Below are 26,809 nucleotides of genomic sequence, written 5' to 3' on the forward strand. Positions count from 1 at the left end.
TTATTCTTTTAGCAACCTATTTTGGGAGGGGCAATCATGGAATCACTATTTATCAAACTAGCGAAGCATCCAATAATCGAAACAGAACGATTAGTACTTAGACCAGTAACACTTGATGATGCAGAAGCAATGTTTGAATATGCTTCAAACCAGGAAAATACACGCTATACTTTTCCAACCAATCAAAGTTTAGAGGAAACCAAGAATAATATTGCCCAATTTTATCTAGCTAATCCCTTGGGCCGATGGGGTATTGAACTAAAAAATAGTGGAGAGTTTATCGGAACTATTGACCTGCACAAGGTTGATACTGTTCTTAAAAAGGCAGCCATTGGTTACATTATCCATCAAAAATATTGGAATCAAGGTTTGACAACTGAAGCCAATCGTGCCGTCATTGAACTGGCCTTTGAAGAAATCGGAATGAATAAGTTGACAGCCCTTCACGATAAGGATAATCCTGCGTCAGGAAAGGTCATGGAGAAATCAGGCATGCGCTTTTCTCACGAAGAACCCTATGCCAGAATGGATAATAAAGAACCGGGACGAATTGTAACACGTGTACATTATGTTTTGACCAAGGAAGACTATTTTGCAAATAAGTAAGCAGTTGAAAAGATTTTTCAGCTGTTTTTTCTTTCTCTTACGAATAAAGTAAGAGAGGAGAAAATATGGAAGAACTTATTGAGAAAATCCAAGAATATAAAATCATTGTTATCTGTGCTGGTTTGGGCTTGGTCTTAGGCGGATTTTTCCTGCTAAAGCCAGTCGCTCAAGCACCTGCTAAGGAAACAAAGGTGCAGACTGAAGTTACAGCTGTTCCAAAGGATTCGACGGATGAAAAGGAAGATGGAAATCAGAAGGAAGAAGTGGTGGGGCAAGATCTGATTACTGTCGATGTCAAAGGTGCTGTCAAATCACCTGGAATTTATGATTTACCAGTTGGAAGTCGTATCAATGATGCTGTTCAAAAAGCTGGTGGATTGACAGATAATGCTGATAGTAAGTCTATCAATCTTGCTCAGAGAATTAGTGATGAAGCACTTGTTTATGTCCCGACTAAGGAAGAAGCTACAAGCCAAGAGGCATATTCAAATGCTTCCAACACCAAAGAAAATAAGAAAGTCAACCTTAATAAAGCCAGTATAGAGGAACTGAAGCAAGTCAAAGGTTTAGGTGTTAAACGTGCTCAAGATATTATCGACCATCGTGATTCCAACGGTAAGTTTAAGTCAGTTGATGAGCTCAAAAAGGTTTCTGGTATTGGTGCAAAAACGATAGAAAAGTTAAAAGAGTATGTTACAGTGGATTAGTCGCTTTCCAATTCCAAAAATCTATCTCAGTTTTCTTTTGCTCTGGTTCTACTATGCAATTTTTTCAGCAAGTGTCTTAGCACTTTTGGGCTTTGTCTTTTTACTAGTCTGCCTCTTTTTCCAATTTCCATGGAAAACTGTGACTAAGGTCCTCTTGATTTGCAGCATATTTGGGAGTTGGTTTATTTTTCAAAAATGGCAGCAAGAAGAAGCCAATCGGAATCTTGTAGACACGGTTGATACAGTGCGAATATTACCGGATACCATCAAAGTAAATGGTGATAGCTTATCTTTTCGTGGCAAGGCTGAGGGCAGACTCTTTCAGGTCTATTATAAACTCCAGTCAGAATCTGAAAAGAAAAAATTTCAAGACTTATCTGAACTACCTGAAATAGTTTTGAAAGGCAAGTTAGCTAGTCCTCAAGGAGCCAGTAATTTTGCTGGATTTGATTATCGAAACTATCTAAAAACACAGGGGATTTATCAGACCTTAACTATATCGGAAATTGTCGAATTAAAGCAAATTTCTAGTTGGGATATAGGAGAAAATCTATCCAGTTTGCGAAGAAAAGCAGTTGTCTGGATAAAAAGGAATTTTCCTGACCCCATGCGCAATTATATGACGGGACTCTTATTAGGGCACTTGGACACAGATTTTGAGGAAATGAATGAACTCTATTCTAGCCTCGGAATTATTCACCTATTTGCTTTGTCAGGAATGCAAGTAGGATTCTTTATGAATGCTTTTAAAAAATCACTCTTACGTTTGGGCTTGACTCAAGAGAAGTTCAAATGGCTTGCCTATCCCTTTTCTTTGTTCTATGCAGGCATGACAGGTTTTTCAGCATCTGTGATTAGAAGTCTTTTACAAAAGATCTTGGCTCAGCATGGCTTTAAGTCACTGGATAATTTTGCTTTGACAATTCTTATTCTATTTTTAATCATGCCGAACTTTTTCTTAACAGCTGGAGGGGTTCTTTCCTGTGCTTATGCCTTTATCCTGACAATGACTGGTGAGGAAGTAGCAGGGATAAAAGGACTGGTTAGGGAGAGTTGTATTATTTCCTTGGGAATTCTGCCAATTTTATCTTTTTATTTTTCAGAATTTCAACCGTGGTCTATTCTCCTAACTTTTGCCTTTTCTTTCTTATTTGATATGGTCTTGTTGCCACTTTTATCGATTCTCTTCTGTCTGTCATTTGTATATCCCATCACCCAGTTCAACTTTCTCTTTGAATGGCTAGAAAATATCATACGCTATATTTCTCAGCTATCTACTAGGCCCCTTGTTTTCGGCCAACCGAGTCTTTGGATTTTAATCCTTCTTTTGATTACTTTAGCTCTCATCTATGACTATCGAAAGAATTTGAAAAAACTATCTATGCTTGTCATAGTTGCCATCTCATTCTTTTTAGTAACCAAACATCCACTAGAGAATGAAATCACAGTCCTAGATATGGAACAGGGACGAAGCATTTTCCTAAGAGACATGACAGGGAAGACCATACTACTGGATGTTGGTGAAAAGCTAGCAGTTGAAAAGAAAGAAGTCTGGCAGGAGAAAGCTATTACCAGCAATGCCAAACGTAGTTTAATTCCTTATCTGAAAAGTCGAGGAGTGGCCAAGATTGATCAGCTGGTTCTAACGACTAGTGATACTAAACAGTTAGATCATGTGTTAGAAATCAGTAAAGCCGTCGAGCTTGGAGAGATTCTAGTAACTGAAGAAACTTTATCTAAGAGAGAATTTATGGATAAGCTGAAGGAGAGCAAAGTCAAGGTAGGTGCTATCAAAACAGGACAGCAGTTACCTATTTTTGGGAATAGTTTAGAAGTTATCGCTACCCAAAATAAGGATAAAAATGATTCAATTACAATGTATGGAAAGTTACTAAACCAAACCTTTCTAGTTACTGGAAATATAGAGGAGAAGTTTTTAACGAGTCATTATCCAAAACTCCAAGCAGATGTAGTGATAACTCATCAGCAAGCATCGAAGAAAAAGACAGATAACGAAATCTTCAAAAATGTACACCCTAAAATCACGGTCATTTCGGTAGACAAGAAGAAAAAATTCAAAGAAAAAAATGGGGAAAGTAACCAAGAACTTGGGAATTCGATATACCAAACGAATCAAAAGGGCGCCATTCGTTTCAAGGGATGGACTACTTGGAATGTTGAAACTGTTCAATAACGTTTTCAGAGAAAACTAAACATTAAAATTGTCTAAACAATCATTCAAGGCTTGATTTTGAATCCTGTTTACTATAAAATAGTTAAGATTGGTGTCAAACTTTTATATTGCAAATAGGAGAAAAAATGACAAAAACTTTGAAACGTCCTGAGGTTCTATCACCTGCAGGAACACTAGAAAAACTAAAAGTAGCTGTTCAATACGGAGCAGATGCTGTCTTTATCGGTGGTCAGGCCTATGGTCTACGTAGCCGTGCGGGAAACTTCACTTTCGAACAAATGGAAGAAGGAGTTCAGTTCGCGGCTAAGTATGGCGCTAAAGTTTATGTGGCTGCTAATATGGTTATGCACGAAGGAAATGAAGAAGGTGCAGGAGAATGGTTCCGTAAATTGCGTGATATCGGAATTGCAGCGGTCATCGTATCAGACCCAGCCTTGATTATGATTGCGGCAACTGAAGCACCAGGTCTTGAAATCCACCTTTCTACACAAGCTAGTGCGACTAACTATGAAACACTAGAATTCTGGAAAGAACTTGGATTGACGCGTGTCGTTTTGGCGCGTGAGGTTTCTATGGAAGAATTGGCAGAAATTCGCAAACGTACAGACGTAGAGATTGAAGCCTTCGTACATGGTGCGATGTGTATTTCATACTCTGGTCGTTGTACCCTTTCTAACCATATGAGTATGCGTGACGCCAACCGTGGTGGATGTTCACAATCTTGCCGTTGGAAATATGACCTTTACGATATGCCATTTGGTAAAGAACGTAAGAGTCTCAAGGGAGAAATTCCTGAAGAATTTTCAATGTCAGCTGTTGATATGTCTATGATTGACCATATCCCAGATATGATTGAAAATGGTGTGGATAGTTTGAAGATTGAAGGTCGTATGAAGTCTATCCACTATGTTTCAACGGTGACAAACTGCTACAAGGCTGCGGTTGATGCCTACCTTGAAAGTCCTGAAAAGTTTGAAGCTATCAAGCAAGACTTGATTGATGAAATGTGGAAGGTTGCCCAACGTGAATTGGCTACAGGTTTCTACTACGGGACACCATCTGAAAATGAACAATTGTTTGGTGCTCGTCGTAAGATTCCAGAATACAAGTTTGTTGCTGAAGTAGTAGCTTATGATGATGCAACACAAACAGCAACTATTCGCCAACGTAACGTTATCAACGAAGGAGACCAAGTTGAGTTTTATGGCCCAGGTTTCCGCCATTTTGAAACTTATATCGAAGACCTTCACGATGCCAAAGGTAATAAGATTGACCGTGCACCAAATCCAATGGAACTTTTAACCATCAAGGTTCCACAACCAGTACAAGCAGGTGATATGGTCCGTGCTTTGAAAGAAGGCTTGATCAATCTTTACAAAGAAGATGGAACAAGCGTCACAGTTCGTGCATAGATAAGAAAAGTCAATGGTTCAAGCTCATGGATTACTAGTAGATAATGAAAGCAGATGTGTTCATTACCATAGTGATAAAGATATCGTAGCGCTCCAGTGTTATGAGTGTCAGAAATACTATGCCTGTTATCAGTGTCACAATGAACTAGAGTCGCACACATTTTCTCCTTATCCTTTAAATCTAAAACAGGATAAACCTATCTTATGTGGTTCCTGTAAGAAGAACCTAACTTATGAGGAGTATAGAGAAAAGGGGAGCTGTCCTTATTGTGCAGCACTCTTTAATCCAGCTTGTCAGAGTCACCATTCCTATTATTTTAAATAAGGATAAAAAATCCAGGTTGTAAAACCTGGATTTTTGCTTTCAGAAAAATGGGAAAGAAAGGGAAAACAATATGAAAAGACATTAAAATTTTCTATATAGTTGTCTTGAAAATCGTAAAAATAGAAATAAATGATTAGAAACGCTTTCAATGCTAGTAAAAAGTTGACAAAAGCAAATTTTAGGACTAAACTAGGGAAGTAAATTTAATTTAAAAAAGGAGAATTCGTCATGAATTTAACATTTTTCGGTCTATGTCTTGCCTGTATGGGTGTATCTCTTGCAGAAGGATTTTTGATGAACGGTTTGTTCAAATCTGCAGCACGCCAACCAGATATCATTCCTCAATTGCGTAGTTTGATGATCATGGGGATTGCCTTTATCGAAGGAACATTCTTTGTAACTCTCGTATTTTCATTTATCATCAAATAAAGAGAAGTATAAAATGGAAAAGGGAGGATTCTAGATGGAAGAAAGTATCAATCCAACCATCAATATTGGTCCTGTTACCTTTGATTTAACCTTGACAGCATTGACTTTGTTGTCTGTGGCACTTATTTTTGGCTTTATCTATTGGGCAAGTCGCAATATGACAGTAAAACCCAAAGGAAAGCAAAATGTACTCGAGTATCTCTATGACTTTGTAGTCGGATTTACGGAACCTAACGTAGGTTCACGGTACATGAAAGATTACTCACTCTTTTACTTGTGTTTATTTCTTTTTATGGTTATCGCAAATAATCTTGGTTTGATGGCGAAACTTCAAACTACAGATGGGACAAACCTTTGGACATCGCCAACAGCAAATCTCCAGTTTGACTTGGCCTTGTCATTCGGAATTATCCTGATGACCCATATTGAAGGAATTCGTCGTCGCGGTGTTAAAAAATATCTAAAAGGTTTTGTAACCCCAGGTTTCATGACACCGATGAATCTCCTTGAAGAAGTCACGAATTTCCTATCACTTGCTTTGCGGGTGTTCGGGAATATCTTTGCCGGAGAAGTGATGGCAAGCTTGCTGATTACTCTCTCTCATCAGGCACTTTATTGGTATCCAGTCGCATTTGTTACCAATCTTGTCTGGACGGCATTTTCTGTGTTTATTTCCTGTGTTCAGGCCTATGTATTCACAGTCTTGTCTTCTATGTATCTAGGAAATAAAATTAATGATGAAGAGTAGAAAGGAGTAAATGATGCACGTAACAGTAGGTGAATTGATTGGTAACTTTATTTTAATTGCTGGCTCTTTTATCCTTTTGATCGTCTTAGTCAAAAAATTCGCATGGTCAAACTTGACAAGTGTCTTCGAAGAACGCGCAGAAAAGATTGCTGCTGATATTGATGGTGCTGAACAAGCTCGTCAAAAAGCAGAAACTCTTGCTCAAAAGCGAGAAGATGAATTAGCAGGTAGCCGAAGCGAAGCTAAAACTATCATCGAGAATGCTAAGGAGACAGCTGAAAAGAGCAAATCAGATATTCTGGCTGAAGCTAAGCTAGAAGCTGGTCGCTTGAAAGAAAAAGCTAACCAAGAAATTGCGCAAAACAAAGCTGAGGCTTTACAAAGCGTTAAAGGTGAGGTAGCAGATTTGACAGTTAGTCTAGCTGGGAAAATCATCTCACAAAACCTTGACGGTCATGCCCATAAAGAACTCATTGATCAGTATATTGATCAGCTAGGAGAAGCTTAATGGACAAAAAGACAGTAAAGGTAATTGAAAAATACAGCATGCCTTTTGTCCAATTGGTGATTGAAAAAGGAGAAGAAGATTCTATCTTCTCAGACTTGACCCAGATTAAGCAAGTCGCTGAAGAAACAGACTTGCCTTCTTTTTTGGCTCAGGTAGATGTTGATGAGTCTGACAAGGAAAAAACAGTAAGTTTCTTCCAAGATTCAGCATCACCATTATTACAAAACTTCATTCAAGTTCTGTTGTACAATCATCGTTCAAATCTTTTTTATGATGTGATTGTAGATTGTTTAAACCGTCTTGAGAGAGAAACGAATCGTTTTGAAGTAACGATTATGTCTGCTCATCCTCTGACTGATGAACAGAAAGACCGTTTGCTTCCAATTATCGAGAAAAAGATGTCTTTAAAAGTGCGTAGCATTAAAGAAGAAATTGACGATAGTTTAATCGGTGGTTTTGTTATTATCGCCAATCACAAGACAATTGATGTTAGTATTAAACAACAACTTAAAGTTGTTAAGGAAAATTTGAAATAGAAAGTGGTGTTCTTTTGGCAATTAACGCACAAGAAATCAGCGCTTTAATTAAGCAACAAATTGAAAATTTCAAACCCAATTTTGATGTGACTGAAACTGGTGTTGTAACCTACATCGGTGACGGAATTGCGCGTGCTCATGGCCTAGAAAATGCCATGAGTGGAGAGTTGTTGATTTTTGAAAACGGCTCTTATGGTATGGCGCAAAACTTAGAATCAACTGATGTTGGTATTATCATCCTTGGAGACTTTACAGATATCCGCGAAGGCGATACCATTCGTCGTACAGGAAAAATCATGGAAGTTCCAGTTGGTGATAGCTTGATTGGTCGTGTTGTGGATCCACTTGGTCGTCCAGTAGATGGGCTTGGTCCAATCGACACAAACAAAACTCGTCCAGTTGAAGCGCCAGCTCCTGGGGTTATGCAACGTAAATCAGTATCACAACCATTGCAAACTGGTTTGAAAGCTATTGATGCCCTTGTTCCAATCGGTCGTGGTCAACGTGAGTTGATTATCGGTGACCGTCAAACAGGGAAAACTACCATCGCTATCGATGCAATCTTGAACCAAAAAGGTCAAGATATGATCTGTATCTATGTAGCGATTGGTCAAAAAGAATCAACAGTTCGTACACAAGTAGAAACACTTCGCCAGTACGGAGCCTTGGATTACACAATTGTCGTGACAGCGTCAGCTTCACAACCTTCACCATTGCTTTTCCTTGCACCTTATGCAGGGGTTGCTATGGCGGAAGAATTTATGTACCAAGGTAAGCACGTATTGATTGTTTATGATGACTTATCTAAACAAGCGGTAGCTTATCGTGAACTTTCTCTCTTGCTCCGTCGTCCACCAGGTCGTGAAGCCTTCCCAGGGGATGTCTTCTACCTTCACAGTCGTCTGCTTGAACGTTCTGCTAAAGTTTCTGATGAACTTGGTGGTGGATCTATCACAGCTCTTCCATTTATCGAAACACAAGCAGGAGATATCTCAGCCTATATCGCTACAAACGTAATCTCTATTACAGATGGACAAATCTTCTTAAGCGATAGTCTCTTTAATGCTGGTATCCGTCCGGCTATTGATGCAGGTTCTTCTGTGTCTCGTGTTGGTGGTTCTGCTCAGATTAAGGCCATGAAGAAAGTTGCTGGTACACTCCGTATCGACCTTGCTTCATACCGTGAGTTGGAAGCCTTCACTAAATTTGGTTCTGACTTGGATGCGGCTACTCAGGCTAAATTGAACCGTGGCCGTCGTACTGTAGAAGTATTGAAACAACCTGTTCACAAACCATTACCTGTTGAGAAACAAGTTACTATTCTCTATGCTTTGACCCATGGTTTCTTGGATACAATTCCTGTAGACGATATCGTTCGTTTCGAAGAAGAGTTCCATATGTTCTTTGATGCTCAACATCCTGAAATTTTGGAAACCATTCGTGAAACAAAAGACTTGCCAGATGAAGCAGTCTTGGATGCTGCGATTACTGAGTTTCTCAATCAATCAAGCTTCCAATAAGAATAGAGGTGTCAGATGGCAGTATCTCTAAATGATATTAAAACAAAAATCGCCTCAACAAAAAATACTAGTCAAATTACTAACGCTATGCAGATGGTTTCTGCAGCTAAGTTAGGTCGTTCTGAAGAAGCAGCTCGTAACTTCCAAGTGTATGCACAAAAAGTGCGTAAACTAGTTACAGACATCCTCCACGGAGATGGTGCAGGCGGATCAACTAACCCTATGTTGATCAGTCGCCCCGTCAAAAAAACAGGCTATATCGTCATTACATCTGACCGTGGTCTTGTTGGAGGATATAATTCTTCAATCTTAAAAGCTGTCATGGAAATTCAGCAAGAATACCATCCTTCAGGTGATGATTTTGAAGTCATCTGTATTGGTGGTATGGGAGCCGATTTCTTCAAATCACGCGGTATTCAACCAATCTATGAATTGCGTGGACTTGCAAGCCAACCAAGCTTTGATGAAGTTCGTAAGATTATTACAAAAACGATTGAAATGTATCAAAACGAACTTTTTGATGAGCTTTATGTTTGCTACAACCACCACGTGAATACACTGACAAGTCAAATGCGTGTGGAGCAGATGCTTCCAATCGTGGACTTGGATCCAAATGAAGCAGATGATAACTATAGCTTGACATTTGACCTTGAAACAAGTCGTGAAGAAATCTTGGATCAATTGCTACCACAGTTTGCAGAAAGTATGATTTATGGTGCTATTATTGATGCCAAGACAGCTGAAAATGCTGCCGGTATGACAGCCATGCAAACAGCGACTGATAATGCAAAAAAAGTGATTAATGATTTGACAATCCAGTATAACCGTGCCAGACAGGCGGCGATTACACAAGAAATCACAGAAATCGTGGCAGGAGCTAGCGCTTTAGAATAAAGCCATCCTGCTCATATCAATGAACTTAGGACCTAGCAAAACTAGGAACCGACAGTATCTTATATAGAATAGGAGAAGGAGATGAGTTCAGGTAAAATTGCTCAGGTTATCGGACCCGTTGTAGACGTTTTGTTTGCAGCAGGTGAAAAACTACCTGAGATTAACAATGCACTTGTCGTCTACAAAAATGACGAAAAGAAAACAAAAATCGTCCTTGAAGTAGCCTTAGAGTTGGGAGATGGTATGATTCGTACCATCGCCATGGAATCAACAGATGGTTTAACTCGTGGAATGGAAGTATTGGACACTGGTCGTCCAATCTCTGTACCAGTAGGTAAAGAAACCTTGGGACGTGTCTTCAACGTTTTGGGAGATACCATTGACTTGGAAGCTCCTTTTGGAGAAGACGCAGAGCGCCAGCCAATTCATAAAAAAGCACCTACTTTTGATGAGTTGTCTACCTCTTCAGAAATCCTCGAAACAGGGATTAAGGTTATCGACCTTCTTGCCCCTTATCTTAAAGGTGGTAAGGTCGGACTCTTCGGTGGTGCCGGAGTTGGTAAAACTGTCTTAATCCAAGAATTGATTCACAACATTGCCCAAGAACACGGTGGTATCTCAGTATTTACCGGTGTTGGGGAACGTACTCGTGAAGGGAATGACCTCTACTGGGAAATGAAAGAATCAGGCGTTATCGAGAAAACAGCCATGGTATTTGGTCAGATGAATGAACCACCAGGAGCACGTATGCGTGTTGCCCTTACTGGTTTGACAATCGCTGAATACTTCCGTGATGTAGAAGGCCAAGACGTTCTTCTCTTTATTGACAACATTTTCCGTTTCACACAAGCTGGTTCAGAAGTATCTGCCCTTTTGGGTCGTATGCCATCAGCCGTTGGTTACCAACCTACCCTCGCAACAGAAATGGGTCAATTGCAAGAACGTATCACTTCAACTAAGAAAGGTTCTGTAACCTCTATCCAGGCTATCTACGTGCCAGCGGATGACTATACTGACCCAGCGCCAGCAACAGCCTTCGCTCACTTGGATTCAACTACCAACTTGGAACGTAAATTGGTTCAATTGGGTATCTACCCAGCCGTTGATCCACTTGCTTCAAGCTCTCGTGCTTTGGCACCTGAAATTGTTGGAGAAGAGCACTACGCAGTTGCGGCTGAGGTTAAACGTGTTCTTCAACGTTACCATGAGTTGCAAGATATCATCGCTATCCTTGGTATGGATGAACTTTCTGATGAAGAAAAGACTTTGGTTGCTCGTGCCCGTCGTATTCAGTTCTTCCTTTCACAAAACTTCAACGTTGCGGAACAATTTACTGGTCAACCAGGTTCTTATGTTCCAGTAGCGGAAACAGTTCGTGGATTTAAGGAAATTCTTGACGGAAAACACGATCATCTCCCAGAAGACGCCTTCCGTGGAGTAGGTTCAATCGAAGATGTCATTGCTAAGGCTGAAAAAATGGGATTTTAAGAGGTGATCTATGGCTCAGTTAACTGTCCAGATCGTGACACCAGATGGCCTCGTCTATGATCACCATGCCAGCTTTGTATCGGTTCGAACTCTGGATGGTGAGATGGGGATCTTGCCACGACATCAAAATATGATTGCGGTATTAGCAGTTGATGAAGTTAAAGTCAAACGTATTGATGATGATTCTCATGTCAACTGGATAGCAGTAAACGGAGGAATCATTGAGATTGCTAATGATGTCATTACCATTATTGCAGACTCAGCTGAGCGTGCTCGTGATATCGATATTAGCCGTGCAGAACGTGCCAAACTTCGTGCAGAACGTGAAATCGAAGAAGCGCAAGACAAACACTTGATTGACCAAGAGCGTCGTGCTAAGATTGCATTACAACGTGCTATTAACCGAATCAATGTCGGAAATAAATTATAAAAAAATGAACTTGATTCTCAAATCAAGTTCATTTTTTATGTTTAAAATGTGACGCAAACCGCTTCGGGAACGTGGAAATCATTGGAAAGTTCTGCAAGACGACCAGTCTCTGGATTACGTTTAAAGACAGTTGTATTATCAGAATCCTGGTGAACGGCGATGAGGAATTCTTGGTCTGGTGAGAGAATAAAGTCACGAGGAGTTTTTCCGTTTGTAGGAACGAATTCCAACAATTCTAAACTACCATCAGCGAGAATAGTGTAAACTACAATAGAATCGTGACCACGGTTTGATGCATACAGATATTTTCCATCTTGTGAGAGACGAATGGCAGCAGTTCCATTAAAGTCATTAAATCCTTCAGGAAGAGTAGAAATAACTTGCATTTTTTCAAATGCACCAACACCATCATAAATCAATACTTCAATTGTACTATTGAGTTCACAGATGAGATAAGCAATCTTGTAGTGGTTGTGAAAAACAAGGTGACGTGCACCAGCACCGGGACTACAATTGTAGGTAGTTAGCTTATTTAGTTTTCCTTCTGGATTGACATCATAAGTAGTAACCTCATCAGTACCTAAGTCGCAAGTGACTAAATATTGATCTGGTGTTAAATCTGTAAAGTGTACATGTGGAGAAGTTTGATTTGCATGAGGACCATGGCCACTATGTTGGTCCATGTCAGTCAATACAAGACTGCCATCCTCTTTTCGTTTATAGACCAAAACTTGTCCCTTGTGGTAGTTGGCACCATATACTAGGCCACGTTTCTCATCGACAGCAACATAACAGTGAGGGGCACCTTCTTCGACTACATGATTTAGTAAAGTACCATCAGTCTGATAAGCAGCGATACCACCTTTCCCGTCTTTACTACCTACTGAATAGAGGTGATTTTTTTGATCAAATGCAAGATAGGTCGGACTCGGCTCAGCAGCAAATAGTTTAAGATTGGATAGTTGCCCAGTTTCTGTATCAAAATCAGCTTGATAAATCCCTTGGGATAAACGACGTGTGTAAGTTCCGAAATAAATTGTTTCAATCATAGCTATACCTCTAAATAAAGATGTTTCTATTATATCATAAATTGGGAGACCTGAAGAAAATAGTGAAAAAAGTATGAAACATCTAAGTATAAAATTAGTAAAAAGCAAGGTCGCTTTGTTAAAGTTCTCAATCGTCACCTCAACACTTTAAAAACAGTTTATTCCCTATAAAAATGGTATAATGAAAGGACAAAGGAAAGGAAGTAGATATGGAACAAAAAGAGAAACATTTTAATTTATCTTGGTTTTTTAAATGGTTTTTAGATAATAAGGCTGTTACAGTTTTTTTGGTAGCCTTGTTACTAGGTCTGAATATTTTTATTTTAAGTAAGATTAGTTTTTTATTTATCCCTGTCGTTGATTTTTTATCAGTGGTTATGTTGCCTGTTATTTTATCAGGATTACTTTTTTATCTCTTAAATCCACTGGTGGATTTGATGGAGAAGTATAAGATAAATCGTGTCTTAGCCATTAGTATTATCTTTGTCATTATTGCCATACTCTTGATTATTGGTCTGGCCGTTGCGATTCCAAATCTTCAACGTCAAGTAGTTATTTTTGCGAAAAATGTACCAAATTATCTCGAAGATGCTGACAGAGTTATTGATGATCTTGTAACTAAGCGGTTACCAGATGACTTTAGACCTCAACTAGAACAGGTTCTGGCTCAATTCTCAACACAAGCAACTGCTTGGGCAAGTAATATTTCATCAAAAGCTGTGAACTGGGTGAGTGCTCTTATTAGTGGAACGTCACAAGTTATTGTTGCTTTGATTATCATGCCCTTTATGCTCTTTTATCTCCTTAGAGATGGAAAAGGTTTGAGAGATCATATCACTCAATTCTTACCAAATAAATTGAGAGAACCAGTAGGTAAGGTTCTAACGGATGTGAACCAACAACTTTCTAACTATGTTAGAGGACAAATTACTGTTGCTGTTATCGTAGCAATTATGTTTATCATCTTCTTTAAGATTATTGGTTTGAGATATGCAGTGACTCTTGGAATTACTGCTGGGGTTTTAAATCTTATCCCTTATCTTGGAAGTTTCCTTGCCATGCTACCAGCTCTGGTCTTAGGTTTAATTGCTGGACCAGTTATGCTCTTGAAAGTTATTATCGTTTTTATCGTAGAGCAGACAATTGAAGGTCGTTTTGTATCTCCATTGATTTTAGGTAGTCAATTAAACATCCATCCAATCACTATTCTATTTGTTTTGTTGACGTCTGGTTCTATGTTTGGTGTTTGGGGAGTCCTACTAGGAATTCCTGTTTATGCTTCAGCAAAAGTTGTTATTTCAGCGATTTTTGAATGGTATAAAAAAGTTAGTGGTCTGTATGAGTTAGAAGAGGAGGTTGAAGGTGAGCAATAGTCAAGAAATGCTTGAAGCTTTGGATCAGCAAGATTTAACAAGAGCTGATCACTATTTTCAAAAAGCCTTGGTAGAAGACTCGGATGATCTTCTTCTGGAACTGGCTTATTATCTAGAAAGTATTGGTTTTTATCCACAAGCTCGTCAAATCTATGAAAAACTAGCTCCAATATTTCCAGAAGTTAATCTCAATCTAGCTAGTATCGCAAGCGAAGACGGACAAATTGAAGAAGCGTTTGCCTATCTAGAAGAAATTCAACCCAATAGCGATTCTTATGTATCTGCGCTTGTTTTAAAGGCTGATTTCTATCAAATGGAAGGATTGACGGATGTAGCTCGAGAGAAGCTCTTAGAAGCTCTTAATTACTCTGATGATCCTTTATTGATTTTTGGGCTAGCAGAATTAGATAGTGAACTTGGAAATGATTTAGAAGCGATTAAGGGCTATGCTCAACTGGATAATCGTGAAATATATGAGCAGACAGGGATTTCGACCTATCAACGAATTGGCACTGCCTATGCTCGACTTGGAAAGTTTGAATCAGCCATAGAGTTTTTAGAAAAAGCTTTAGAGTTAGAGTATGAAGATCAGACTGCATTTGAATTAGCAAGTCTTTACTTTGATCAAGAGGAATTTCAAAAGGCAGTTTTATATTTTAAACAGCTGGATACTATATCTCCAGATTTTGAAGGGTATGAATATGGTTATAGTCAGGCTCTACATAAGGAACATCAGACTGAGCAAGCCTTACTGATTGCTCAACAAGGTTTGGAAAAAAAACCATTCGAGACACGTTTACTACTCCTTGCTTCACAATTATCTTACGAATTGCATCAACCTGAACAGGCAGAGGCTTATCTTCTTCAAGCCCAAGAAGATGCGGAAGACCAAGAAGAAATCCTCTTGCGACTAGCAACCATGTATCAGGAGCAAGAACGGTATGAGGATATTCTAGCCTTAGAAGTATATGAGCCAGAAAATCTCTTGACTAAGTGGATGATTGCACGGAGTTACCAAGAAACTGAAGATTTGGATGCTGCCTATGAATCTTATCAGGCATTGGTTCCAGAACTCAAGGAAAATCCTGAGTTTTTAGAGCAATACATTCATCTATTACGCGAACTTGGAAGGTTTGAAGAAGCAAGAGAACAGATTCAACACTATCTCAAGTTGGTTCCTGATGACATACAAATGCAAGATTTGTATGAACGTTTATGATAAATGAACAGTAGTCGTCTTAGCAGGCGACTATTTTTATAAAAATAAAGATTTAAAAATCTATAAATTCCATCATAAAAATGAATAGATACAGTATGAATTTTTAGCTTTTTTTTGATATAATTGTTATAGTTAAATTGAAAAAACTCACTCAAAAAGTGAAACATAGAAAGATTTGAATTATGACACAAGTAAAAATCGTAACAGATTCTTCTGTTACTATTGAACCAGAAGTGGTCAAAGAATTAAATATTACCGTCGTTCCGCTCTCTGTAATGATTGATAGTGTTCTTTATTCGGATGCTGATCTTGAAGAAGGGGAATTTCTTCGCTTGATGAAAGAGAGTAAAAATCTGCCTAAAACAAGTCAACCTCCTGTTGGACTCTTTGCTGAGATTTTTGATGAGTTGAGTAAAGACGGTAGTCAAATTTTAGCCATTCATATGTCTCATGCCTTATCAGGAACTGTCGAAGCAGCTCGTCAGGGTGCAAGTTTGTCAACGGCTAATGTGACCGTATTGGATAGTTCCTTTACTGATCAAGCCCTAAAATTTCAAGTGGTTGAAGCAGCTAAGTTAGCTCAAGAAGGACAAGATATTGAGACAATTGTGGCTCATGTTGAAGAAGTGAAGAAGAACACAGAGCTCTATATTGGTGTTTCTACCTTGGAAAACCTTGTTAAAGGTGGTCGTATTGGCCGAGTGACAGGTCTTTTAAGCTCTCTATTAAATATCCGAGTAGTCATGCAGATGAAAGATGATGAATTGCAACCAATCGTTAAAGGACGTGGAGCTAAAACCTTTAAGAAATGGTTGGATGAACTAGTTGCAAAACTGTCAGAGCGTTCTGTTGCAGAAATTGGTATTTCCTATTCTGGAACTCGGGACTGGGCAGAAGAGATGAAAGAAATCCTACAACCATTCGTTGAAAAACCAATCTCTGTACTTGAAACAGGTTCTATTATCCAGACCCATACAGGTGAAAATGCTTGGGCTATTTTGGTCAGATACGAGTCCTAAAAAAATAAAGAAAATAGCAAGAAATAGCATTTTTGACTTGACCTACAAGAGAATTTAGGATATGATTGTAATTGTTAATTAGAAAATATTTGGAGGAATTATTAACATGGCAAACAAACAAGATTTGATCGCTAAAGTAGCAGAAGCTACAGAATTGACAAAGAAAGACTCAGCAGCAGCAGTTGATGCTGTATTTGCAGCAGTAGCTGATTACCTTGCAGCTGGTGAAAAAGTTCAATTGATCGGTTTTGGTAATTTCGAAGTTCGTGAGCGTGCAGCACGTAAAGGTCGCAACCCGCAAACTGGTAAAGAAATCACTATCGCAGCTTCAAAAGTTCCAGCATTCAAAGCTGGTAAAGCTCTTAAAGACGCTGTTAAATAATGAATTTAGAAAAAGCCTATTGTATCAAGCTTTCTAGCTTGGTCAATAGGCTTTTTTTGTAGTTTTGGGGCAAAAAAGGGGCAGGAAAGAACAGTATTTTCTATACCAGTCATAGATTTTAAGCTCTACTATTGGTAAGAATAGTGAGGCTGAGAAGCCTATCTCAAGTTTGACTTGCAAAGAAAAGATTTAGGCCACCATCCATACAATTGTCACTAAATGGATAGCAAACAAGGATGGTGAGAAGAGTTTCCTTTCAACCACTGATTCCTTTATAGAATTTCTTGACAGAGTTAGTGAGAGGGTTTACAATTAAATAAAAGAAGTTAGGAGGAAAGGAAGATGATTATTTCAACTACGGGAATTGAAGGGAAGAAAATCCTAGCCTACAAAGGAATCGTCTTTGGTGAAGTGGTTGCTGGCGTTAATATGTTCAAAGATATGGCTGCTGGCTTCCGTAATGTTTTTGGAGGACGAGCTGGTAGTTATGAAGGCGAGTTGACTCAAGCAAGAGAAGAAGCTCTAGCGGAAATGATGGAGCGTGCAAGTGAACGTGGAGCAAATGCTATTATAGGTATAAAAATGGACTATGAAACTTTAGGTGCTGAAAATGGTATGCTAATGGTCACTTGTAGTGGTACAGCAGTTGTGGTTGACTCCTAATTTGAAGAAACAAAAAAAGAACAGTCGGAACTGTTCTTTTTATGATTATTTGAGACCGTATTTTTTGTTGAAACGATCCACGCGTCCATCTGCTTGAGTGAACTTTTGACGTCCAGTGTAGAATGGGTGTGAGTCTGATGAAATTTCCACACGGATCAATGGGTAAGTTTCGCCTTCGAACTCAACAGTTTCGTTAGAGCGTTTTGTTGAACCGCTAAGGAATTGGTAACCAGTAGTTGTGTCCATGAAGACAACTGGGCGATATTCTGGATGGATATCTTTTTTCATTTTGCAATATTTCCTTTCTGCCATGGTCTCTTTGCGAGCCATAGATTGTTACCATACTAGTCTATCAGATTCTGATAAGTTTGGCAAGCTTTTTATCTATTTTTTCAGTAAGTTTTTTAATTTTTGGTAGATGACTTCATTTTCCTCTAGGCTATAGGAGTTAGCACCACTTGCAAGTGGGTGACCTCCACCATCATGTTCTTTTGCAACACCATTGATTGGAACGAATTTACTGCGAAGTCGAACGCGATAGTGGCCATCTGCTTGTTCCACAAATATTCCCCAAAGATTAACTGTATCGATACGGCCTGGAGCTCCAACAATGGCTGCTGTTTCAGAATCTGTTACTTGATATGTTTTTAGAATTTCTTGAGTCAGTATGACACGTGCGACACCATTTTCATCAACTTCTAGGTGATCATAGACATAACCTTGAAGTTTAGCAATTTTAAAGCTCATGGTATCCATTTTACGTGTTAATTCAGCATAGTCAAAGTTATGTTCTCTTAGTTTACTAGCAATTCGAAGGGTACGAGCAGAAGTAGACGGATAAAGGAAACGGCCGGTATCACCAATAATTCCAGCACAGAGCATTTTAGCAGCGTAGTCGGATAATTCTAGGTTAGTTGCTTCAGCAAAGAGAGCAATCATCTCACTGGCACTGCTAGAGTTGGTATCTACCCAAACAAGATCTCCATAGACTTCGTCATTTGGATGGTGATCAATTTTAATAATGGTTTCAGCATTAGTATAACGTTTATCATCGATACGAGCGGTATTTGCTGTATCACAGATGATAGCAAGCGCACCTTGATAATCCTTGTCTTCTACCTGATCCATCTTTGTAAGCCATGTTAAGGTTGGCTCATCATAACCGACTACCCTGATATTTTTTTCTGGGAAATGGTGTTCCAGAAGTGCTTTGAGTCCAGCCTGACTTCCCAAGGCATCAGGGTCTGGTTTCATATGACGATGAATGATAATCGTGTCGTATTCTTTGATTTTTTCTAAAATTTGGTGGCAAATTTCCATAAGTGACCTCAATTCTTTCTTATTTCATTTTAGCACAAGAGTTTTTATTTTTAAAATGAAAAAGATGTGATATAATGGAGAAAGATAAATTGAGGAGGACGATATGGCATTAGCAAAAATTGTATTTGCCAGTATGACCGGTAATACCGAAGAAATTGCAGATATTGTAGCAGATAAATTGCGTGAATTGGGCTTAGAGGTGGATGTTGATGAGTGTACAACTGTTGACGCATCTGACTTTCTTGAAGCAGATATCGCAATCGTTGCAACCTACACTTACGGTGATGGAGAGTTACCAGATGAGATGATGGACTTCTACGAGGACCTAGCAGATCTTAATTTGAGTGGTAAAATCTACGGTGTAGTAGGATCAGGTGATACTTTCTACGATGAGTTCTGTAAAGCTGTTGATGACTTTGATCGTGTATTTGTGGCAACAGGAGCTGAAAAGGGATCAGAGTGTGTCAAAGTGGATCTCTCTGCAGAAGAAGAAGATATCGAACGCTTGGAACAATTTGCAGAAGAATTGGCTGCTAAAGTAGGATAAGCATGAAGTTGCACTGATGAAAGTTGTCAGTGCAGTTTTTGTTAGATAACCCTAAGAATGTACTGGCCCATTTAGAAGCTTTTTGATACAATCATTCAAATAATGAAGGAGACTCTATGGATTTAGATATTATTAGACAAGAAATCGATCAAATTGATGACCAAATCGTAAAACTCTTAGAAGAAAGAATGCATCTAGTTGAGGGGGTAGTTGCTTATAAAAAAGCTTCAGGAAAAGCTATTCTCGATACTAAAAGAGAAGAAGCCATCTTTGAGAAGGTCAGAAGTCATGTCAGAAATAAAAAATACGAAGAGACAATCGTTGAGACTTTTTCTGATATTCTCAAACGTTCACGCGATTATCAGGATAAAAACATCAAATGAAAAAAGAACAATTTTACCCACTAGGAATCTTTCTAGCTGCCATGCTAGGAGGACTTATCCGATATCAGATTTCGAGATGGTTGCCAGCTAGTCCAGGCTTTCCATGGGGAACTCTCTTTGCTAACTATCTAGGAATTTTCTGCTTAGTCTATCTTGTCAAAGGTTATTTGGTTTATAAGGGAAGCAGTAAAGGTGTCATTTTAGCGCTTGGAACTGGCTTCTGTGGAGGATTAACGACTTTTTCAAGCCTCATGTTAGATGGCGTAAAATTGCTGGATAGAGGTTCTTACCTAAGTCTAGTAGTCTATCTAGTTCTGAGCATTGGTGGTGGACTTTTATTGGCTTATTATTTAGGGAGGAAGAAATGGTAGTATTATATCTAGCACTTGCTTGTGGATTAGGTGCTCTCGTGCGTTATTTCTTTTCACGTTATAATCAGGGTTCAGTACTGCCTCTAGGAACTCTCATAGCTAATCTACTGGGCTGTTTTTTGATCGGCTTATTTTACAATCATGTGGAGTCTAAAGAAGTATATCTTATCCTTGCCACAGGATTTTGTGGAGGTCTAACCACTTTTTCAACCTTGAATGACGAACTCCAAAGGTTGCTAAGCGATAAGAAGGTATTTTATTCTTACCTGATTTTGACCTACCTAGGTGGTTTAGTTGCGATTTTTTTAGGAATTCTGCTATAAATTTCTTTACTTTTTTGTGGAAATTTGGTAAACTGTATCTTGTGTGTAATGGACGCACAAAAATACAGTTTATCCGCTGAGGAAGATTCCTCAAGATTGACAAAGATAGGAGAATAAAATGAATCCATTAATCCAAAGCTTGACTGAAGGTCAACTTCGTACAGATATCCCATCATTCCGTCCTGGTGACACTGTTCGTGTACACGCGAAAGTTGTCGAAGGTAACCGTGAACGTATCCAGATTTTTGAAGGTGTTGTTATCGCACGTAAAGGTGCTGGTATCTCAGAAAACTACACAGTTCGTAAAATCTCTAACGGTGTAGGTGTTGAGCGTATCTTCCCAATCCACACTCCACGTGTTGAAAAAATCGAAGTTGTACGTTACGGTAAAGTACGTCGTGCGAAATTGTACTACTTGCGTGCACTTCAAGGTAAGGCAGCTCGTATCAAAGAAATCCGTCGTTAATTCGACTAAAGAACTCTGCTCATTCAGCAGAGTTTTTATCTAGCTCCCTTAGTTCAATGGATATAACAACTCCCTCCTAAGGAGTAGTTGCTGGTTCGATTCCGGCAGGGGGCAGTAATCAGACATCAAAAACCGCTCGGCTGAGCGGTTTTCATCTATTCTTTCCTTTTACAACACCCAAGTTCGAATGGCATGGGCTACGCCAGATTCATCATTTGTTTTGGTGATGTATTTGGCGATTTTTTTGAGTTCTGGATTTCCATTTTCCATAACAACTGGGTTACCTACTACTTCAAGCATAGCACGGTCATTTTCTTCGTCTCCGATAGCCATGGTTTCATCCTTGCTTAGTCCAAGTTTTTCAGCTAGGTGAGTGATAGCTGAGCCCTTGTCTACATTCTTTTTAAGGAGCTCAAGGTAGAAAGGAGCAGATTTGTTGATGGAGTAGCGCTCATAAAATTCTGCAGGAATCTTTTCAATAGCGGCATCCAGAATTTCAGGCTCATCGATAAACATACACTTGACGATTTCCTTGTCAGCCATTTCTTCAGGTGTACGGTAGAAAATAGGCATGCTGACGAGGGTTGATTCGTGAACGGTATATTTTCCGATATTACGATTGGCAGTATAGATGCCGTCCTTGGTAATAGCGTGCATATGGACGCCAAGTTTGCGGCTAAGGAATTCCATATCCAGATAATCCTCATAAGTCAAGGATTCGCTGATAATTTCATGTCCTGTAGCTGTTTCTTGAACAAGGGCACCGTTGAATGTAACAACGTAGTCACCTTGGTCTCTCAACTGCAAGTCATCCAGAAGTTTGGCAACACCTGCGATAGGGCGGCCAGTTGCAATCACGACTTTGACATCAGCTTTTTTGGCATCTTGGATGGCAGAAAAGACTTCAGGAGTGATTTCCTTTTGGCTATTGACTAGGGTTCCGTCAATATCGACGGCGATTAGTTTAATACTCATAAATTTCCTCTTCTAGTTTTTATTTGGAGTAAAATGATCATTCTCAATCAAGTGTAAAAATTGCTGGGTAATGCTTGCAAAAATGCTATTTTGGTCCAACATTTCTTTCGGGAAATAAAAACGATTATCTCCGTGGCGACTGCCAGCAAGGGATTGAACGATAGGCGAAAGGCTAGAAAGTTCTGCTAGTTCACCATTTTTCTGTAAAATCTCAATCTGTGTCCGTGGGTTTTCTGATTCGGGCCGATAGATATCATAAGGAAGGTCAAAGTTCTTATGAATAGCTGTGTAATAGTCAGGATCAAAGCCGATATCTTCTACCAGTTTTCTCATAGATGCAAGCTGTTCTTGATCCTCTTGAGAAAAGGTGATGGATTTAAAGACCTTGCGATTGACAAAGCGTTGCGATAAGTCTGCGAGAATCTTGTCAGGACTAGTCATCCAGAGCTGGAAATAGGTATTCATAACTCCGTCATCCAAAGACAAATAGTCAGTCAAGCTAACATTCTTTTCGAAAAATGGCAGTAGATGCGGGGATGTAAGAGTAAAGAAGTCCTTATTGTCTGGATAAAGTTCTTTAGCACGTTTCAAAAGATTCTGCAGAAGGACTTCCATAGCACGTGTGGCAGGATGGAAATAAACCTGCATATACATTTGATAGCGACTAAGAACATAGTCTTCGATGGCATGCATCCCGTTTCGTTGAAAGGCAATTCCGTTCTCGATAGGGCGAATAACTCGTAAGATACGTGTTAGGTCAAATTCCCCATAAGAAGCCCCTGTAAAATAGGAGTCACGTAAGAGATAGTCCATGCGGTCTGCATCGATTTGACTCGAAATCAATTGAACCACCTGCTTATTTGGATAAGTGTGGTCTATAACGCTAGCTACCTTTTCAGGGAAATCTGGAGCTACCTGTAAAAGAACCTGGTGAATCTCTGTTTCAGGACGTTGTATAATTTCCTGCGTAATCGCCTCATGATCGGTATCAAAGAGATTTTCAAAGGTATGCGAGTAGGCACCATGTCCTAAGTCATGAAGGAGGGCTGCAGTCATGGTTAGGAGGGACTCCGAGGAATCCCATTCTTTAGGATACTTTTCCTCAAAAATCTCGGTGATACGGCGTGCAATCTCGTAAACACCCAGACAGTGAGAGAAACGACTATGTTCTCCACCATGAAAGGTGTAACTGGATGTTCCTAGCTGCTTGATACGACGAAGCCGTTGAAATTCTTTGGTATTGATTAAGTCATAGATAATCTGATTATCAACATGGATATAATTGTGAACAGGGTCACGAAATACTTTTTCATTCATAAAACCATTATAGCAAAAAGCCACAGTTTTTGGTAAAATAGTAGGATAAGAGTGAAGAAAGAGGACTTGAAGTGAAGATTCGAATGAGAAATACCATCCAATTTGATGAACAATTGGAAGTGATCGACCAACTTTATGATGTTGAGTTACGTGAGAAAGGTGATTTTTCCTATCTCTTTTTTTACAATGAAGAGAAGGAAAAAGTGGTACTCAAGTTTAATGATACAGAGTTGGTGATGTCTCGATTTTCCAACCCTAAGACCATCATGCGTTTTCTGAAGGAAGCTGATAGTTTAGCCTATATTCCTACACCAATGGGGATACAGGAGTTTATCATCCAAACAAGCCATTATCAAGTTGAACAACAAAAGATTGAACTAGCCTATCAACTACAAAACAAAGAAGGAAATCCATTTGCGGACTATCGCTTAGAAATTACTTGGGGATAAGAAAGTCGGTGGAGGAGAAATCGATAGACAAAGTCTCGATTTCCTAGTTCCAAATCAGCTAGCAGGTCAAATTTTTTTGCTAAAAAAATGAGGTTGGAATTTTTATCCCAGCCTCTATTTGATATATAGTTCCTGATTTTTTAGGACGATTTCACGTACACTTGCAAATTTCTTAAGTTTTTTAAGATCTTCTGGATGTGTAACAAGGGTAATAACATATCCCTCTTTACCCATACGACCTGTACGTCCAGCACGGTGAGTATAGGTTTCAATATCTCTAGGGACGTCAAAGTTGAGCACACATTCCAGGCTATCAATGTCGATACCACGAGCTAGAAGGTCTGTCGCAAGAAGTAGTGTTAGCTGATTATCTTTGAATTTTTCTAAGATAACTTTTCTAAATTTGACGTTGACATCGCTAGCTAGTGAAACAGCTAAAACATCACGATACTGCAATTTTTCCTCAGCGCTTCCGAGGTCTGACAAACTATTAAAGAAGACTAGGCCACGGAAATCCTCGACATGTGCCAGTTTTCTAAGCATATCAACTCTGTGTCGTTGGTCTACTTGCATGTAGAAGTGTTGAATGTTGTCCAACTTTTGATCAGAGAGGTCGATGGTGCGCGTGTTGGGCGCAATCTTATCTTGGTCAAATTTGGTAGTCGCACTCATATAAATTAGTTGATGATCTCGAGGAGCGTAGTGAGTAATCTTTTCTACAAAGTGGATTTGAGAATCATCTAGCAACTGGTCAAATTCATCAAGTATGATAGTCTCCACATTCATCATCTTGATTTTCTTCAATTTGATCAGTTCAAAGATACGCCCAGGAGTTCCAATCAGAATTTCTGGTCCTTTTTTCAGTCGTTCGATTTGACGTTTCTGACTCGAACCAGAAAGGAAGAGCTGAGCAGTCAAGCCGATAGCTTCACCCCAAGTTTTAGTTACCTCAAAAATCTGACCAGCCAGTTCAGTATTTGGTGCTAAAATCAATAGTTGCTGCGCTTTTTTCTTTTGGAGACGGAGAAGACTTGGTAGGAGATAAGCTAAAGTCTTACCTGTACCAGTTGGACTGACTCCAAGGAGGGTTTGACCGTCTAAAATCGGATCAAAAAGCTGAGTTTGGATGGGTGTGAATTCTTGGAAACCAAGTTGGTCAAGGAGTTCTAGCCATTCAGTTGGTAGTTTGGTTTTCATTTTTCTGCCTCAAATCTAATGCCAGCAGTCTGGCGCATGGTGTAAAGTAGCTTATGGACGTCGGTTGCATCATCCAGCCAATCTTGGTAGAGTTTTTGGTTTGGCTGTTTGATCATGTTAGCAAAAGCAGCGACCTCCTCAGTCATGGTATGAGGTGCCTGCTGAATTGGTAGATGTGTTTCATTACCTTGATGATCTGTAAAAATAGCTGAGCGAACATGTTCAATAGTGTTGAGCATCAAGGTTCCATCTGTTGTATATATTTCACAAGGCAGATTAGAAGTAATGTTTTTACCAGCCTTGATGTGAACTTGATATTCAGGATAAGATAAGATACCATCTCCATTTAAATCAATGGTGTTGTAAAGTTGCTGAGCTTGATAGGTCGCATCAAGTGCCTTTCCAAACAAGCGAACCGCAGCATAGATCGGATAAATTCCCAAGTCCATGAGAGCCCCACCAGCAAAACGGTCTGAAAATACATTCGGAGTGTTTCCAGAAAGAAGGTCAGACATCTTAGAAGAATACTTGGCATAGTTAAAATCTGCACCTAAAACTTGCTTATCTGCTAAAAAGTTTTTAATAACGGTGAAGGCTTCCTCATGATAGTTTCTTGCTGCTTCAAAGATGAAACGGTGATTCTCCTGAGTTATTTCAACTAAATCCTGCCATTCTTGGGGTTGAGTCACCGCTGGTTTTTCAAGGATAACATGTTTGCCAGCAGATAAAGCGGCCTTGGCTTGAGTAAAGTGCAGAGAATTTGGACTTGCGATATAGACAACATCAAATTCAGATTGGAAGAAATCCTCTAAATTATCAAATAGACTAACATCTGTATAGGAACTAGCAAATTGCTGAGCAGTCGTGAGCTTTCTTGAATAAACAGCCACTAACTGGAATTCCTGACTAGTATGAGCAGCTTCTATAAAGTGGTGACTGATTGCACCAGTACCGATAATACCGAGTTTAAGCATGAAATCTCCTTTTCTACAAGTAATGACTGCTTTCATTATATCACAGATAGACTAAACTAGCCAAAGGGAGACAATTCTTTTATTTGACACTTCGAATTTTCCTCAAAAAATGGTACAATAGATTTAGAAAAATTAGGAGTGTAGTATGAGATTATTACCTATGAGAAAAATTTCTCGTCATTCAAAAAGATTGGCGCTTTTTTTGACTTTTTGTGCGGGTTATGTAGATGCCTATACCTTTATCATACGTGGAAATACTCTAGTTGCAGGCCAAACGGGAAATGTCGTTTTCCTTTCCGTTGGTCTCATTCAAGACAATGTTTCAGATGCCAGCGCCAAGGTAATGACCTTGATTTCCTTCATGGTGGGTGTCTTCCTTTTGACAGTCTATAAAGAAAAGTTGAGGATTGTAAGAAAACCAATTCTATCCCTTATTCCACTAGCAATTTTATCTTTGATAATAGGATTTGTTCCCTTGACGGTTGATAATATATACATAGTACCACCGTTAGCATTTTGTATGGGACTTGTAACAACAGCATTCGGAGAAGTTTCAGGAATTGCCTATAACAATGCTTTTATGACGGGAAATATTAAACGAACTATGTTGGCTTTCGGGGACTATGTTCGAACCAAACATACCCCTTTTTTGCGAGAAGGTCTAATCTTTGTTAGTTTGCTATCGAGTTTTGTTCTTGGAGTTGTTTTCTCAGCTTATTTGAGTATTTTTTATGAAGAAAAAACAATTTTAGGGGTTCCACTCATGATGAGCATTTTTTATCTAAGTATGCTTTTTGCTGCTTGGAGGAAAAAAGTCGGAGAAAAAGCTTAATTTTGATGATAAATGCTTGTCAAAAAAAAGGATTCATGCTATACTTGTAGAGTTGACTATGCACGATCCTGTGCAACCGCACGAACATCGTTGCTCGTCGTATAACAAATTTAAACTTCGTCATTATCGCCTTGCCTAACATAAGTTATGTCT

32 protein-coding genes, 1 tRNA gene and 1 other annotated feature (1 of these 34 running past the window's edge) are annotated in these 26,809 nt (G+C 39.1%); of the genes, 26 read left to right on the forward strand and 7 right to left on the reverse strand.

What is annotated here, in order from left to right; translation table 11 throughout:
- Positions 1–36 precede the first annotated feature (36 nt).
- The 13 genes from RRU92_RS06155 to RRU92_RS06215 all read left to right on the forward strand — a co-directional run bounded on the left by RRU92_RS06155 (position 37) and on the right by RRU92_RS06215 (position 11,797).
- Positions 37–606 carry a GNAT family N-acetyltransferase gene (locus RRU92_RS06155; protein ID WP_049549323.1) on the forward strand — a complete coding sequence of 190 codons (570 nt, stop codon included), beginning with the start codon at positions 37–39 and terminating at the stop codon, positions 604–606.
- A 65-nt stretch (positions 607–671) separates the two neighbouring features.
- Positions 672–1,313: a helix-hairpin-helix domain-containing protein gene (locus RRU92_RS06160; protein ID WP_049549324.1), complete on the forward strand. Its 642-nt coding sequence runs from the start codon at positions 672–674 to the stop codon at positions 1,311–1,313.
- A complete protein-coding gene (locus RRU92_RS06165) occupies positions 1,297–3,507 on the forward strand; it encodes a ComEC/Rec2 family competence protein (RefSeq protein ID WP_315638978.1) in 2,211 nt (736 codons plus the stop codon). The genes RRU92_RS06160 and RRU92_RS06165 overlap by 17 nt, the downstream gene beginning before the upstream one ends.
- A 125-nt stretch (positions 3,508–3,632) precedes the next feature.
- Entirely contained in the window at positions 3,633–4,919 is a 1,287-nt protein-coding gene (locus RRU92_RS06170; RefSeq protein ID WP_000169115.1) for a peptidase U32 family protein, read from the forward strand.
- A gap of 13 nt (positions 4,920–4,932) precedes the next feature.
- Positions 4,933–5,244, forward strand: a complete 312-nt coding sequence (locus RRU92_RS06175; RefSeq protein WP_315638979.1) for a CHY zinc finger protein — start codon at positions 4,933–4,935, stop codon at positions 5,242–5,244.
- Between the two features lie 228 nt (positions 5,245–5,472).
- Positions 5,473–5,673, forward strand: a complete 201-nt coding sequence (locus RRU92_RS06180; protein ID WP_001054552.1) for a F0F1 ATP synthase subunit C — start codon at positions 5,473–5,475, stop codon at positions 5,671–5,673.
- Between the two features lie 34 nt (positions 5,674–5,707).
- Complete coding sequence (atpB, locus tag RRU92_RS06185; RefSeq protein WP_000392856.1) at positions 5,708–6,421, forward strand: F0F1 ATP synthase subunit A; 714 nt, start codon at positions 5,708–5,710, stop codon at positions 6,419–6,421.
- Positions 6,422–6,434: 13 nt separating this feature from the next.
- A complete protein-coding gene (gene atpF, locus RRU92_RS06190; protein ID WP_315638980.1) occupies positions 6,435–6,929 on the forward strand; it encodes a F0F1 ATP synthase subunit B in 495 nt (164 codons plus the stop codon).
- Positions 6,929–7,465, forward strand: a complete 537-nt coding sequence (locus RRU92_RS06195; protein WP_311518313.1) for a F0F1 ATP synthase subunit delta — start codon at positions 6,929–6,931, stop codon at positions 7,463–7,465. The genes atpF and RRU92_RS06195 overlap by 1 nt, the downstream gene beginning before the upstream one ends.
- A gap of 14 nt (positions 7,466–7,479) precedes the next feature.
- Positions 7,480–8,985, forward strand: coding sequence for a F0F1 ATP synthase subunit alpha (atpA, locus tag RRU92_RS06200; protein ID WP_049503616.1), 1,506 nt, complete (start codon positions 7,480–7,482; stop codon positions 8,983–8,985).
- 15 nt (positions 8,986–9,000) lie between these two features.
- Entirely contained in the window at positions 9,001–9,879 is an 879-nt protein-coding gene (locus tag RRU92_RS06205; RefSeq protein ID WP_045763457.1) for a F0F1 ATP synthase subunit gamma, read from the forward strand.
- An 81-nt stretch (positions 9,880–9,960) separates the two neighbouring features.
- A complete protein-coding gene (atpD, locus tag RRU92_RS06210; RefSeq protein ID WP_000094353.1) occupies positions 9,961–11,367 on the forward strand; it encodes a F0F1 ATP synthase subunit beta in 1,407 nt (468 codons plus the stop codon).
- Between the two features lie 10 nt (positions 11,368–11,377).
- A complete protein-coding gene (locus RRU92_RS06215) occupies positions 11,378–11,797 on the forward strand; it encodes a F0F1 ATP synthase subunit epsilon (protein WP_049503620.1) in 420 nt (139 codons plus the stop codon).
- A 41-nt stretch (positions 11,798–11,838) separates the two neighbouring features.
- Here the strand turns inward: RRU92_RS06215 and RRU92_RS06220 are convergent, their stop codons facing one another.
- The gene (locus RRU92_RS06220; protein WP_315638981.1) at positions 11,839–12,846 is read right to left on the reverse strand and encodes a lactonase family protein; all 1,008 of its coding nucleotides are present in this window, start codon (positions 12,844–12,846) and stop codon (positions 11,839–11,841) included.
- A gap of 209 nt (positions 12,847–13,055) precedes the next feature.
- Between RRU92_RS06220 and RRU92_RS06225 the strand changes: the two genes are divergently transcribed.
- The 5 genes from RRU92_RS06225 (at position 13,056) to RRU92_RS06245 (ending at position 17,502) form a co-directional block, all read left to right on the forward strand.
- Positions 13,056–14,219, forward strand: a complete 1,164-nt coding sequence (locus RRU92_RS06225; RefSeq protein WP_223139852.1) for an AI-2E family transporter — start codon at positions 13,056–13,058, stop codon at positions 14,217–14,219.
- A complete protein-coding gene (locus RRU92_RS06230) occupies positions 14,209–15,438 on the forward strand; it encodes a tetratricopeptide repeat protein (RefSeq protein ID WP_315638982.1) in 1,230 nt (409 codons plus the stop codon). Before RRU92_RS06225 ends, RRU92_RS06230 begins: the two co-directional genes overlap by 11 nt.
- 182 nt (positions 15,439–15,620) lie before the next feature.
- Positions 15,621–16,457 (forward strand): DegV family protein, encoded by an 837-nt coding sequence (locus RRU92_RS06235; protein WP_061863182.1) that lies wholly within the window; start codon positions 15,621–15,623, stop codon positions 16,455–16,457.
- A gap of 106 nt (positions 16,458–16,563) precedes the next feature.
- Positions 16,564–16,839, forward strand: a complete 276-nt coding sequence (locus RRU92_RS06240; protein WP_001284633.1) for an HU family DNA-binding protein — start codon at positions 16,564–16,566, stop codon at positions 16,837–16,839.
- Positions 16,840–17,181: 342 nt separating this feature from the next.
- Entirely contained in the window at positions 17,182–17,502 is a 321-nt protein-coding gene (locus RRU92_RS06245) for a heavy metal-binding domain-containing protein (protein ID WP_315638985.1), read from the forward strand.
- Between the two features lie 45 nt (positions 17,503–17,547).
- On the opposite strand, the gene RRU92_RS06250 is transcribed toward RRU92_RS06245, so the two are convergent.
- Both RRU92_RS06250 and RRU92_RS06255 read right to left on the reverse strand, forming a co-directional pair.
- On the reverse strand, positions 17,548–17,790 hold the full coding sequence (locus RRU92_RS06250; protein WP_000710764.1) for a type B 50S ribosomal protein L31: 243 nt from the start codon (positions 17,788–17,790) through the stop codon (positions 17,548–17,550).
- A 96-nt stretch (positions 17,791–17,886) separates the two neighbouring features.
- The gene (locus RRU92_RS06255; RefSeq protein WP_315638986.1) at positions 17,887–18,822 is read right to left on the reverse strand and encodes a bifunctional oligoribonuclease/PAP phosphatase NrnA; all 936 of its coding nucleotides are present in this window, start codon (positions 18,820–18,822) and stop codon (positions 17,887–17,889) included.
- Between the two features lie 103 nt (positions 18,823–18,925).
- Between RRU92_RS06255 and RRU92_RS06260 the strand changes: the two genes are divergently transcribed.
- The 6 genes from RRU92_RS06260 to RRU92_RS06285 all read left to right on the forward strand — a co-directional run bounded on the left by RRU92_RS06260 (position 18,926) and on the right by RRU92_RS06285 (position 21,026).
- Entirely contained in the window at positions 18,926–19,369 is a 444-nt protein-coding gene (locus RRU92_RS06260; protein ID WP_001162134.1) for a flavodoxin, read from the forward strand.
- A gap of 116 nt (positions 19,370–19,485) precedes the next feature.
- Positions 19,486–19,752 (forward strand): chorismate mutase, encoded by a 267-nt coding sequence (locus tag RRU92_RS06265; protein ID WP_153224979.1) that lies wholly within the window; start codon positions 19,486–19,488, stop codon positions 19,750–19,752.
- Positions 19,749–20,123, forward strand: coding sequence for a fluoride efflux transporter CrcB (crcB, locus tag RRU92_RS06270; RefSeq protein WP_153224978.1), 375 nt, complete (start codon positions 19,749–19,751; stop codon positions 20,121–20,123). Before RRU92_RS06265 ends, crcB (RRU92_RS06270) begins: the two co-directional genes overlap by 4 nt.
- Positions 20,117–20,446 (forward strand): fluoride efflux transporter CrcB, encoded by a 330-nt coding sequence (gene crcB, locus RRU92_RS06275; protein WP_153224977.1) that lies wholly within the window; start codon positions 20,117–20,119, stop codon positions 20,444–20,446. Before crcB (RRU92_RS06270) ends, crcB (RRU92_RS06275) begins: the two co-directional genes overlap by 7 nt.
- 118 nt (positions 20,447–20,564) lie before the next feature.
- Entirely contained in the window at positions 20,565–20,912 is a 348-nt protein-coding gene (rplS, locus tag RRU92_RS06280; protein ID WP_001068669.1) for a 50S ribosomal protein L19, read from the forward strand.
- A 42-nt stretch (positions 20,913–20,954) separates the two neighbouring features.
- A tRNA-Arg gene (locus tag RRU92_RS06285) sits at positions 20,955–21,026 on the forward strand.
- A 54-nt stretch (positions 21,027–21,080) separates the two neighbouring features.
- Here RRU92_RS06285 and yidA read toward each other — a convergent pair.
- Together yidA and RRU92_RS06295 are read right to left on the reverse strand one after the other, a co-directional pair.
- Positions 21,081–21,887, reverse strand: coding sequence for a sugar-phosphatase (gene yidA, locus RRU92_RS06290; RefSeq protein ID WP_153224976.1), 807 nt, complete (start codon positions 21,885–21,887; stop codon positions 21,081–21,083).
- 12 nt (positions 21,888–21,899) lie between these two features.
- On the reverse strand, positions 21,900–23,204 hold the full coding sequence (locus RRU92_RS06295; RefSeq protein ID WP_315638990.1) for an HD domain-containing protein: 1,305 nt from the start codon (positions 23,202–23,204) through the stop codon (positions 21,900–21,902).
- Between the two features lie 71 nt (positions 23,205–23,275).
- Between RRU92_RS06295 and RRU92_RS06300 the strand changes: the two genes are divergently transcribed.
- A complete protein-coding gene (locus RRU92_RS06300; protein ID WP_248034866.1) occupies positions 23,276–23,653 on the forward strand; it encodes a DUF1934 domain-containing protein in 378 nt (125 codons plus the stop codon).
- 114 nt (positions 23,654–23,767) lie between these two features.
- Here the strand turns inward: RRU92_RS06300 and RRU92_RS06305 are convergent, their stop codons facing one another.
- Complete coding sequence (locus tag RRU92_RS06305) at positions 23,768–24,850, reverse strand: DEAD/DEAH box helicase (protein ID WP_315638993.1); 1,083 nt, start codon at positions 24,848–24,850, stop codon at positions 23,768–23,770.
- Positions 24,847–25,824: a Gfo/Idh/MocA family oxidoreductase gene (locus RRU92_RS06310; protein ID WP_315638994.1), complete on the reverse strand. Its 978-nt coding sequence runs from the start codon at positions 25,822–25,824 to the stop codon at positions 24,847–24,849. Before RRU92_RS06310 ends, RRU92_RS06305 begins: the two co-directional genes overlap by 4 nt.
- Before the next feature lie 145 nt (positions 25,825–25,969).
- On the opposite strand from RRU92_RS06310, the gene RRU92_RS06315 reads away from it, so the two are divergent.
- Positions 25,970–26,656 carry a YoaK family protein gene (locus tag RRU92_RS06315; RefSeq protein ID WP_315638996.1) on the forward strand — a complete coding sequence of 229 codons (687 nt, stop codon included), beginning with the start codon at positions 25,970–25,972 and terminating at the stop codon, positions 26,654–26,656.
- Between the two features lie 64 nt (positions 26,657–26,720).
- Positions 26,721–26,809, forward strand: a sequence feature (ribosomal protein L21 leader region); it runs 91 nt beyond the window's last position.

It is taken from the genome of Streptococcus sp. DTU_2020_1001019_1_SI_AUS_MUR_006, assembly GCF_032340315.1.
Taxonomy (GTDB): Bacteria; Bacillota; Bacilli; order Lactobacillales; family Streptococcaceae; genus Streptococcus.